Origin of the sequence: Pseudomonas sp. Colony2, from assembly GCF_019382755.1 — a bacterium.
In the GTDB taxonomy this organism is placed as follows: domain Bacteria; phylum Pseudomonadota; class Gammaproteobacteria; order Pseudomonadales; family Pseudomonadaceae; genus Aquipseudomonas.
In genome coordinates this window covers 1,262,269-1,273,671 of the sequence record NZ_CP080030.1, presented here as the reverse complement: position 1 = coordinate 1,273,671, position 11,403 = coordinate 1,262,269, and the positions used below count along the sequence as shown (strand labels likewise).

9 protein-coding genes are annotated in these 11,403 nt (G+C 61.4%); 2 read left to right on the top strand and 7 right to left on the bottom strand.

What is annotated here, in order from left to right:
- Positions 1-10: 10 nt before the first annotated feature.
- A complete protein-coding gene (locus JV201_RS05285) occupies positions 11-295 on the bottom strand; it encodes a DUF3509 domain-containing protein (RefSeq protein WP_003209570.1) in 285 nt (94 codons plus the stop codon).
- 302 nt (positions 296-597) lie between these two features.
- On the opposite strand from JV201_RS05285, the gene JV201_RS05280 reads away from it, so the two are divergent.
- Both JV201_RS05280 and JV201_RS05275 read left to right on the top strand, forming a co-directional pair.
- On the top strand, positions 598-798 hold the full coding sequence (locus JV201_RS05280; protein ID WP_003209572.1) for a hypothetical protein: 201 nt from the start codon (positions 598-600) through the stop codon (positions 796-798).
- Between the two features lie 150 nt (positions 799-948).
- Positions 949-1,602, top strand: a complete 654-nt coding sequence (locus tag JV201_RS05275; protein ID WP_177040153.1) for a response regulator transcription factor — start codon at positions 949-951, stop codon at positions 1,600-1,602.
- Here JV201_RS05275 and JV201_RS05270 read toward each other — a convergent pair.
- The 6 genes from JV201_RS05270 to xerD all read right to left on the bottom strand — a co-directional run bounded on the left by JV201_RS05270 (position 1,571) and on the right by xerD (position 11,270).
- Positions 1,571-2,815, bottom strand: a complete 1,245-nt coding sequence (locus JV201_RS05270) for an EAL domain-containing protein (RefSeq protein WP_177067673.1) — start codon at positions 2,813-2,815, stop codon at positions 1,571-1,573. The two genes, JV201_RS05275 and JV201_RS05270, sit on opposite strands and share 32 nt — an antisense overlap.
- Positions 2,816-2,888: 73 nt before the next feature.
- A complete protein-coding gene (locus JV201_RS05265) occupies positions 2,889-6,470 on the bottom strand; it encodes a transporter substrate-binding domain-containing protein (RefSeq protein ID WP_219406597.1) in 3,582 nt (1,193 codons plus the stop codon).
- Between the two features lie 109 nt (positions 6,471-6,579).
- On the bottom strand, positions 6,580-7,989 hold the full coding sequence (gene thrC, locus JV201_RS05260) for a threonine synthase (RefSeq protein ID WP_003209579.1): 1,410 nt from the start codon (positions 7,987-7,989) through the stop codon (positions 6,580-6,582).
- 67 nt (positions 7,990-8,056) lie between these two features.
- On the bottom strand, positions 8,057-9,361 hold the full coding sequence (locus tag JV201_RS05255) for a homoserine dehydrogenase (protein ID WP_003209580.1): 1,305 nt from the start codon (positions 9,359-9,361) through the stop codon (positions 8,057-8,059).
- A gap of 126 nt (positions 9,362-9,487) precedes the next feature.
- The gene (gene dsbC, locus JV201_RS05250; RefSeq protein ID WP_003209582.1) at positions 9,488-10,219 is read right to left on the bottom strand and encodes a bifunctional protein-disulfide isomerase/oxidoreductase DsbC; all 732 of its coding nucleotides are present in this window, start codon (positions 10,217-10,219) and stop codon (positions 9,488-9,490) included.
- Between the two features lie 154 nt (positions 10,220-10,373).
- Positions 10,374-11,270, bottom strand: coding sequence for a site-specific tyrosine recombinase XerD (gene xerD, locus JV201_RS05245; RefSeq protein WP_003209584.1), 897 nt, complete (start codon positions 11,268-11,270; stop codon positions 10,374-10,376).
- Between the last annotated feature and the right edge of the window lie 133 nt (positions 11,271-11,403).

The following is an 11,403-nucleotide window of genomic DNA, read 5'->3' as shown; positions in this document are numbered from 1 at the left end:
AAATAAATCTTCATGCGCAGGCAATCGGCCGAGTCAGGGCCGCATTGCGCAGGGCCGCCATGACCGAGGGTTCCAGGCGTCCTTCGGCAATCATCAAGTCGCGGTGCAAACAGTCCACCACATCCACCAATGCACGCTTGTCGGTCAATTGTGCCTGGTCGACTTCTCGTTCGACCACGATGGCACCGGCCGGATTCTTTACGGTCACCAGGCATTCGCCCTGCACACCCGAGGTGGTCAGCGTGACCTGATAAGGGCTCAGTGCTTCACCGAGCAATAGGCTGATACTTTCCATCTCGATCACCACTCAATAGTTCGGAAACAATCGTGTAAACGGGAGCTGCATCTATCCTAAGTGACTATTTGCGTCGTAGGAAAGTTCGCTTTTTCGTCTTTCAAGGGTTGCCGGGGGATGACGTGTCCAGCATGCGCTTGCAACATGACAAGCAAAAAACGGCAGCACATAACTGCTTACTCAATGAGTTGCCGTTTTGGCGCTGATGCCGAGGGTGAATCCTATACTCGGTGAGCGCTGATCATGCCGGCACATCGATAAACAGCGCATACCAAAAGGCCCCGTTGCGAAGGACGAAGACCATGCTGGAACACGAAAAAGAGCAGGCAATACTAGAGAAGATTCACGCCGACATATCCAGAATTTATGCCGAGCAACGCAAGCTAAACGCAGAATCCCACAAGATAACCCGAGAGAATTTCTGGTATCCCGTTGGTATCGCCATCGGCTTCTTCACGGCTGTCGGAACCGTAATGGCAGTGGCGCAAAAACTACTCGCCTAAACGATCGCTCCGGCCGGGCCTGCCAGAAACGAAAAACGCCGCTGACCCACGGACGGGAACGCGGCGTTTTTTACACCTTTGTAGAACCCACCTTCAGAGCCTCTCCTGCGTTAACAGGCTAGAATCCCCAAATTACCCTGGGAGCCTGTATTGAACGAAACGTCTGACAAGCCATTGCGCATCGTCCTCGCCGACGACCACCCGATTTTCCTCATCGGTCTGCGGGCGGTCCTGGAACGTGACGAGAGGCTAACCATCGTCGGTGAAGCCAACTCACCCCTGGCCCTTGGCGAACTGCTGCAACGTTGTGCCTGCGACATTCTGGTGACCGACTTCATGATGCCCGCCGAGCCCCAGGCCGACGGCTTGCGCCTGATCGAACAACTGCGCCGGCATCACCCGGGCCTGCCCATCGTGGTGGTGACCATGCTGAACAACGCCGGCCTGTTCCACGCCATCCTGGAGTTGGGTGTCATGGGCCTGCTGAGCAAGGCCAGTCTCGCAGACGAATTGCCTGAAGCAATCCGTCAGGTGCGCCAGCAGCGACGTTATGTGGCCCAGACCATCAGTCAGTCACTGAACCTGGCCGGCGTCGAGCGTGTGCACTCCCAGGATCAACTCTCACCCCGTGAACTGGAAGTCATCCGCCTGCTGGCCGGCGGCCTGACGGTAGGCGAGATCGCCGCGAATCTTCATCGCAGCAAGCAAACCGTCAGTGCACAAAAGGTCAGCGCCATGCGCAAGCTGGGCCTGAGCAACGACGCCGCGCTGTTTATCTATGTGCAGGAACACGGGCTGGCCTAGCCTGAAACGCGATCCACTGCTTGAGCGCCTCGGCGTCCATGGGGCCGGCGATAAAGCAGCCTTGCAACCACGCAGCCCCCAGTTCACTCACCGCGTGATAGTCGGCGGCGCTTTCAACCCCGGTCACCACCACACCCACACCCAGTCGCCTCGCCATGCTCATGGCGCCGGCAACCACTGCCGCCTTGCGATCGTCCCTGGCCATGCCGCTGGCAAACGCCGGCGGGATCTTCAATTCGCTGAAGGGCAATTCCAGCAAGCGTTGCAGGCTGGTGCCGCCCACGCCGAAATCACCGATGGACAGCTTGCACCCCATCATCCGCAAACGCAGCAAGCCGGTGACGTGGGCGCTGTCGGTGTTCAGGCGCGAGGTTTCCACCAGTTCCAGGGTCAGGCCACGGGCGGGCACGCCGTGAAGTTGCAGCAAGCCTTGCAGCACTTGGGGAAAGTGCGGACGCTCCAGCATCCGCCCCGGGATATTCACCGCCACCGGCAGCACCTGCCCGGTTTCGCGCATGACGTGTGCCGCCTGGCCCAGCGCTTGTTCCAGCACGTGCCAGGTAAACGCCTCTTCCATTCCGGCAAACTCCAGCACCGGCAGAAACGCGTCAGGCAACAGCAACTCGCCGTCAGGAAGCTGCCAGCGGGCCAGCGCTTCAACACCTTGCAACGCGCCCGCCTGGCTGACAATGGGCTGATACCAGACCGTGCCGCAGCGGGCGATTGCGGCCTGGCTCAGATCCGCCGAAGGCGGCAACTGCTCGGATTCGCTCAAGTCCAGCAACTGGCGCACCCGCTCCCAGGACACCACCGGCGGGCCGGGCCGCAAGCGTTCCCGGCACGCCTCGAGGACTTTCCCGATCAGCGTTGCCGACGCCGGTTTGGGCAGGCAGCCGAGCACGTTGAGCCCCAACTGTCGGGCCATGTGCGCCACGCCTTCCAGCACATCCGGCTCGGCGTTGCTCAGCAGGATCAACACCTGAGCCTGGCGGCGCTCGGCCATTTCCCGAATCAGCTCAAGGCCATCACCCTGCTCCAGGTACAGATCGCAAATCGCGATGTCCACCGCGCCCTTGCTCTCCAGTGACTGGCGAGCGGCGTCGACCGTTTCGGCCGTGCGTACATTGAATACGCCGTTGGCGTTGAGCATCTGATGCAGGGCCATCAGTTGGAACGGGTTATCTTCGAGGATCAGGACGTTGAGGGAGCGCATGAAAAACGTTACCGGGGAGAAGCGAGGGTGCACAGACTAATAAAAACCCCGCGCCTTCCCCATAGGACATGTCTTATTCGGACGGGTCCAGATAAGCCTCAAGCTCGACCTGGAATTCGATCAATGCTTCGCGCAGCGCTAACCAATGCAGTTCAATCTCAGCGTTGCGCTGCTCCCGAATACACCCTTCCAGCGCCACACAGGCCTTGGCCAGCGGCAACGCATCCACCAGGCAGCATATGCCCTTCAGGCGGTGCAGCGAGGCGGCCAGCCGGACCTGGTCGTGTTCCGTCATGGCGGACGCCATCAGGTTATGCTCCTGCTCAAGGCTCCTCGCCAGCTCCTGCAGCATACGCTGCAAAACCGGTCCGTCGGCCTGGGTCATGGTGCGCAGGGTCTGGATGCTGAAAGAGCGTGCAGGCACGACGCGGGCGAGCACACGCGTCCAGTGCTCAAGGGTCACGGGCTTGACCAGCAGTTCATCCATTCCCGCCTCCCGGCAGCGCTGCTGTTCATCATCCAGGGCATTCGCCGTGCAACCCACCAGCGCCAGGCGTGGCCGTTGCTCCTGGGCTTCCAGCCGGCGGATGGCCTCACTCAAGGCGTAGCCGGACATGCCCGGCATATTGCAATCGGTGACCAGGACGTCAAACACCTCATGGTGCCAACGCTGCAAGGCCGCTTCGGCCGAGTCGACGGCCACTACTTGATGACCCAGGAACTGCAACTGCTGAACCAGCACCAGCCGATTGGCCGGCAGGTCATCCACCACCAACACCGACAGGTTGCGGCCGGCGACCAGCAGCGGTACACCGGCAGATGCCGGCACGTCGTCACTGATGACCCGATCCAGGTACAGGTCGATGCACACCACCGTGCCCTCTCCCACCACGCTGCTCAGGGTGATGCTGCCTCCCATCAATTCCACCAGTTGCTGGCAGATGCTCAAGCCCAGTCCTGTGCCGCCGTGCTCGGCAGCCGTCCGCGCGCTGACCTGGATAAACGGCTTGAACACTCGCGCCTGCTGCTCGACGCCAATGCCCGGCCCGCTGTCCTCCACACACAGGTGCAAATATTCGGCCCCCGCCGGGTCAAGCTTGCGCACAACACTGACCCGAACCTCGCCGCGCGAGGTGAACTTGAGCGCGTTGCCCAACAGGTTATGGATAACCTGACGCAGGCGCAGCGGGTCGAACCAGTAATACCCTTGCGCGCTCGGGTCGAATGCCAGGGTCAGGTGAAGGCCCTTTTTCTGCGCCATGGGTTCGAACAAGCGCTGTATGCCCTCGAAGAAACCTTTCAAGTCAGTGGCCTGCGGCGCCAGTTGCAGATGACCGGCTTCAATCTTGGCCAGGTCGAGGCTGTCACCCATCAGGGCAATCAACTCACGCGCCGAGCGATGGGCCACTCGCAGGGCTTCAGACACTGTCTTGCCTTCAGCCTGGGCACGCTCCTGCTCCAGCTCGAGCAGACCGATAATGGCGGTCATCGGCGTGCGAATCTCGTGGCTCAGGGTCGAGAGAAACGCGCTTTTTGCGTAGTTCGCTTCGTCAGCGGCCTGCCGCGCATCCATCAGCTGGAGCTCCAGGACCTTGCGCTCGTTGATATCGACCCAGCCACCGAGCAAACCCTGGAGCTGGCCCTTGGCGTCGAAGAACGGCACCGTCCACTGATACACATGAAACGCCCCGCCATTGAACTCCAGCTGCCGGTCGACGAACAGCGACTGCTGGCTCGCCAATTGCTCCATGTGGCCGGCATGCAGGCGCGCGGCCGTAGCGTCAGGCATCAGCCCGCTTTCCATCAGCGTCAGGCCCTGGATCTGCTCGCGCCGGGTGTTCAACTGTTGTTCATAGCTGGTGTTGCAGGTCACCAGGCGTCCTTCCAGATCACGCACAAATACCGGGTTGGGCATGCCGTCCAGCAGCGCGCGCTTGAACGCCAACTGGTCGTTGAGCCGCTGCTCGGCCTGGAGGCGCTGGCGAATCTGGCGCTTGAGCCGGCTGTTCCAGGCCAGGGACACCAGCACAAACAGCAGCGCCATGGCGACCGTCCAGTAGGCCCATGGCGGCACCCGCTGCCAGGCCGGCACCGGGACGGGTACGCTACCCAGCCAACGCAAACGCAGGGCGCTCAATTCCGCGACCGGCAGCGCTTCCAGCGCCTTGTTCAAAATGCTCAGCAGTTCCGGTTGATCCTTGCGCACCGACAGGCTGTTGGCCAACCACTTGCCCTCGACACTGCGGCCGATGCGCAACTCATCGGCCGGGTAACTCTGCACTTCCACTTCACTCTGGATAGTCGCCGCCGCGCGACCCTGCGTTACCAGCTCACGGGCCTGGACGTAGTTATCCACCGATTGCAGCTTGATCCCGGGGTGCTCGCGACGAATATATCCCTCCAGGACATGGCGTGCCGGCAGCGCCAGCACCTTGCCTGAAAGCTCGCTCAAACTGGCCACTGGCGGTGCGTCAGCGCGCTGGATAAACACCCATCCTGAGCCCCCGAACCCATGGCTGAAATCGAGAAAGGCCTTGCGCTCCTGATTTTCGGCCAGGGTGGTGTTCATGTCCGCCCTGCCCGTTTCCAGCAACCCCAGGGTCTGTGCCGTGGAGGACACTTCCTCCATCACGAACTGCAGGCCGGTCATGCGTGAAATGCGGTTGAGCAAGTCCACATTCAGCCCCACCCACTGGCCGTCCTTGTCCTTGAATACATAGGGAGACAGTTGCTGGGACGCCACCACCACATGCGGATGCTGAAGTACCCAGGCCCGCTCCGGGGCCGACAAGGCGATGCGCTCGGCGGCAATGCCCACCCCCAGTCCGGTGGTCCAGCGCGCAAGGATCTCCCGCCGCACAGACTCATCAATACTCGCCAGCGCCCGGTCCATCAGCGTCCCCAACAACGGGTCGGCCTCCCGCGTGGCAAAGGCAAAGCCGATGGGCGCCAGCCGGCTTTCCACCTTGATCTGCAAGCCCAGGTAGGGCCGCAAAGACTTGTAGGCGCGCACGATCACTTCGTTGCCGATAAACGCATCGGCATCACCTTGCTTCAGCGCTTCCAGGCCGCTGTAGAGATTCGGTGCCAGCATGATGTGGCTGCCGGGATATGCGAGATGGACGTTCTTGACGTTGGCGTAGCCGTCCAGCAACACCAGCTTCTTGTCCTTGAGGTCTTCGTTCTGGGTGGTGTCATCCCGGCGCACAACCACCACCGAACGATCCGGCATGTAGTCTTCGGTAAAGCGCAGCCCCGATACGTCGCGCTCATAACCGTTGGCACTGGTGAGAATATCGATGGTGCCGTTACGCAAGGCTTCCACCGCCTGCGCCCGCTCGGCAAAACCCAGGACTTGCATCGGTGCATGCAGACGCGCGCCGATCAGGCTCAGGTAATCGGCGCTGATGCCCTGGTAGCGATTGCGGTCGCGGGTGATATCGATCGGCTGATAGTCATCAATCGAAATGCCCACTCTCAGTGGCCGATGGGCCGCCAGCCATTGCTGCTCGCTGACCGTCAGGGGCATGGGCTCCAGGGCAATGAACGCCGGCACCAGCTTGAACGGCAGGCTGACAGCCGCGAGGCTTGCCGAACCATGGCCAAGCAGCAGCACACATGCCAGCCACGCGTGTGCTCGGGTCGATAAATACACCGGTTGGGTTTCCTTGATTATTCTTGTTGGTCGCCGCGCAAGTATGGCTCGCCAGAATGAAAAAGCCCGTCACGAAGACGGGCTTGATCCACCACGCAAAGCCGTTGGCTCAGAGTGGCTTGCCGCGATTGCCATGCTGGCTGACAAACGCCTGTACCGCTTTCAGGTCATTGGCCAATACCGTGCAACGCTCTTCACGCTCAAACAGGTCGGTGAGGTGCGGCGGCAATTCCAGCGCCTTGCCAACCCCGGCCTTCTCTACCGCTTCCGGGAATTTGACCGGGTGCGCGGTGCCGAGAATCACCATCGGGATGTCCAGGCTGCGGCGGCATTCGCGCGCGGCCTTGACGCCAATGGCGGTGTGCGGGTCCAGCAGCTCGCCGGTCTGGGCGTAGACTTCGGCGATGGTCTCGCAGGTTTCTGCGTCGTCCACCGCCAGGGAGTCGAACAGCTTGCGGGTTTCGGTCCAGCGCTCCTGCTCGACGCTGAAACCGCCACCTTGCTTGAAGCTGTCCATCAGGCCGGCCAGGGCAGCACCGTTGCGACCGTGCATGTCGAACAGCAGGCGTTCGAAGTTCGACGAGACCATGATGTCCATCGACGGCGACAGTGTGGCGTGCAGGGTTTCCTTGACATACTGGTTGCCGCTCATGAAGCGGTGCAGGATGTCGTTGCGGTTGGTGGCGACGATCAGCTGGTTGATCGGCAGGCCCATGTTGCGTGCCAGGTAACCGGCGAAGATGTCGCCGAAGTTGCCGGTTGGCACCGAGAACGACACCGAACGCGCCGGGCCGCCCAACTGCAGGGAAGCATGGAAGTAGTAGACGATCTGGGCCATGATCCGCGCCCAGTTGATCGAGTTCACCGCTACCAGGCGGGTGCCCTTGAGGAAGCTCTGGTCGGCGAAGCTGGCCTTGACCATTTCCTGGCAGTCATCGAAGTTGCCTTCGATGGCGATGTTGTGGATGTTCTCGCCGAAGATCGTGGTCATCTGCCGACGCTGCACTTCCGACACGCGGTTGTGCGGGTGTAGGATGAAGATGTCGACGTTTTCGCAGTGCTTGCAGCCTTCGATCGCCGCCGAGCCGGTATCACCGGAAGTAGCGCCGATGATCACCACGCGCTCACCGCGTTTTTCCAGCACATAGTCCAGCAGGCGACCCAGCAGTTGCAGGGCGAAATCCTTGAACGCCAGGGTCGGGCCGTGGAACAGCTCCAGGACCCATTCGTTGCCGTTCAGTTGGCGCAACGGGGCAATGGCGCTGTGGGAAAACACGCCGTAGGTTTCTTCCAGGATCTTCTTGAAATCCGCATCCGGGATGCTGCCGGTGACGAACGGGCGCATGACCCGGAACGCCAGCTCGTGGTACGGCAGGCCGGCCCACGAAGCGATTTCTTCCTGGGTGAAGCGTGGCAGGTTTTCCGGCACGTACAGGCCGCCGTCAGTGGCCAGACCGGCCAGCAGAACGTCTTCGAAATTCAGGGCCGGTGCCTGGCCGCGGGTGCTGATATAACGCATGACTGGCTCCTCTAGAGCATGCTTGAACAAGGGCCGCCGAACGCGTGGGGCCCTTGCCGCAAAACGATTAGTTCAGGTGTTCGACGCGAATCCGCACCACCGGCCCAACCACGCCCTGCAACGCTTCAAGCGCGGCAATGGCGTCGTTGATGTGCTGCTCCAGCACACGGTGGGTCAGCAGGATCATGGGCACCAGGCCGTCCTGTTCTTCGACTTCCTTCTGCATGATCGATTCAATGTTGATGCCGCGCTCCGACAGGATGCTGGCCACCTGGGCGAGCACGCCCGGATGATCCTTGGCCTGGATGCGCAGGTAGTAGGCACTTTCGCAGGCTTCGATCGGCAGGATCGGGTGGGCCGACAGCGAGTCCGGCTGGAAGGCCAGGTGCGGTACGCGGTTTTCCGGGTCGCTGGTCATGGCACGCACCACGTCCACCAGGTCGGCGATCACAGACGAAGCGGTCGGCTCCATGCCGGCGCCGGCGCCGTAGAACAGGGTGGAACCGGCAGCGTCACCGTTGACCATCACGGCGTTCATCACGCCATTGACGTTGGCGATCAGGCGGTCGGCCGGGATCAGTGTCGGGTGCACACGCAGCTCGATACCGGCCGGGGTGCTGCGCGCCACACCGAGGTGCTTGATGCGGTAGCCCAGGGCTTCGGCGTAGTTCACGTCGGCGGTGGTCAGCTTGGTGATGCCTTCGGTGTAGGCCTTGTCGAACTGCAGCGGGATACCAAAGGCGATGGACGCCAGGATGGTCAGCTTGTGGGCAGCGTCGATGCCTTCCACGTCGAAGGTCGGATCGGCTTCGGCGTAACCCAGGGCCTGGGCTTCGGCCAGCACGTCTTCGAAGGTACGGCCCTTCTCGCGCATTTCGGTGAGGATGAAGTTACCGGTGCCGTTGATGATGCCGGCCACCCAGTTGATACGGTTGGCGGACAGGCCTTCACGGATCGCCTTGATCACCGGGATGCCACCGGCCACGGCGGCTTCGAACGCCACGATCACGCCCTTCTCGCGGGCCTTGGCGAAGATTTCGTTACCGTGCACGGCAATCAGCGCCTTGTTGGCAGTGACCACATGCTTGCCGTTTTCGATGGCCTTGAGCACCAGCTCGCGGGCCACGGTGTAGCCGCCTACCAGCTCGATGACGATATCGATTTCAGGGTTGGTGGCGACTTCGAAGACATCGTTGGTAATCGCAATACCGGTCGTTTGGAACTGAGGCTTTGGCGTACGCGTGGCAATTTGTGCCACTTCAATCCCACGCCCTGCACGGCGGGAAATTTCTTCAGCGTTACGCTGAAGTACGTTGAAGGTGCCGCCACCGACGGTCCCTAACCCACAGATGCCTACTTTGACCGGTTTCACTGAAGAACTCCCCATGAAACGGCCGACTCAAGGTCGGCCGTGAAAACAGCCGCACAACTGCGGCTCTCTATTAATGACCCGCCGAACTGTCGGCGGATCATGATCGTCAAGGCTCGACGATAATGCTTACTTTGCGTTCAGTGCCAGTTTGGCAACTTGCGGCGCAGGCTGGTAGCCCGGAATCACCTGGCCGTCAGCCAAAACGATGGCCGGCGTACCGTTCACACCAATCGACTGGCCGAGGGCGAACTGCTTGGAAACCGGGTTGGCGCACTTGGCGGCCTTGATTTCCTTGCCATCGACCATCTTGTCCATGGCCGCTTTCTTGTCGGCCGAACACCAGACGGCTTGCAACTGCTCGTCACCCGGCGAACCCAGGCCCTGGCGCGGGAACGCCACGTAGCGCACTTCAACGCCGAGCTTGTTCAGCTCAGGCACTTCGGCATGCAGCTTGTGGCAGTACGGGCAGGTGGTGTCGGTGAACACGGTGATGTGGGTCTTGGTTTCGCCGATGGCCGGGTAAACCACGGTTTCAGCCACCGGAATACCGTTGATCAGCTTGGACACGCCCAGGCGCTCGGCTTTCTCGGTGAGGTTCACCGGCTTGCCGTCTTTGAGCTGGAACAGGTAGCCCTGGACGATGTACTGGCCATCGGCACTGGCGTACAGCACGCGGCTGCCCTTGAGCTTGACTTCGTACAGGCCGGCCATCGGGCTGGCGTTGATGCTTTCAATCGGGGTGTCGAGCTGGAGGGCTTCCAGGCTCTTGCGGATTGTCTTCTCTGCGGCGTCGTCGGCGACGGCAAAGGTTGAGACCAACGCAATGGCTGCGATGGCAAAAATCTGGGTCAAGCGCATGGGAACTCCTGAAGGCAGATGCAGGGACGGGAGCAGGAACACCGATCTTCAAACACGGGTTTGGGCCGTCCCCTTTGCGAACCGGCAAAGCCTACCACAGTTGGGCCGCAGGGCAGCCAGTCGCGGGGAAATTGGGCTTTTTCCGAAGTATTTTTCATCCACGGGGATGGTGCTTGGCGTGCATCTCCTGCAAACGTGCCCGCGCCACGTGGGTGTAGATCTGGGTGGTGGATAAGTCGCTGTGGCCCAGGAGCATTTGAACCACGCGCAAATCCGCGCCGTGGTTGAGCAAATGCGTGGCGAACGCGTGGCGCAGGGTGTGGGGCGACAGCGACTTGCCGATGCCGGCAACCTTGGCCTGGTGCTTGATGCGATGCCAGAAGGTCTGGCGGGTCATCTGTTCGCCGCGCTGGCTGGGAAACAGTACATCGCTGGGCCGACCGTTGAGCAACTCGGCTCGGGCGTCGCGCATGTAGCGTTCGATCCACACGATCGCCTCTTCGCCCATGGGCACCAGGCGCTCCTTGCTGCCCTTGCCCATTACGCGCAATACGCCCTGGCGCAGGTTGACCTGTTCCAGGGTCAGGCTGATCAGCTCGGTGACGCGCAGGCCGCAGGCATACAGCACTTCCAGCATGGCACGGTCGCGCTGGCCGATGGCTTCGCTCAGGTCGGGGGCTGCGAGCAGGGCTTCGACGTCGGCTTCCGACAGGGATTTGGGCAGTGGCCGGCCCAGCTGCGGCATGTCGATTTGCAGGGTTGGGTCGACAGCGATCAGCTTTTCCCGCAGCAGGTAGCGATAGAAGCCACGCACGCCTGAGAGAAAACGCGCAGTAGAGCGAGGCTTGTAGTTTTGCTCCAGGCGCCAGGCCAGGTGGTCGAGAATCAGCTCGCGACCGGCATCGAGCAGCTCGAGGTTTTTCTCCTGCAACCAGCCATTGAACAACGCGAGGTCACTGCGGTAAGCCTGGCGGGTGTTGTCCGACAGGCCTTTTTCCAGCCAGAGGGCGTCGAGGAAGCGATCTATCTGCGGGTGGTCGATGGCGGACATGAGGGCTCAAGCAGGGAAAATGGCGATGTCGGGTAGATCCTATCGCAGCACGGGCCGCTAAACATCAATGAAAGCGGGCAAATAATCTGTGGCAAGGGAGCTTGCTCCCGCTGGGGCGCGAAGCGGCCCTGAT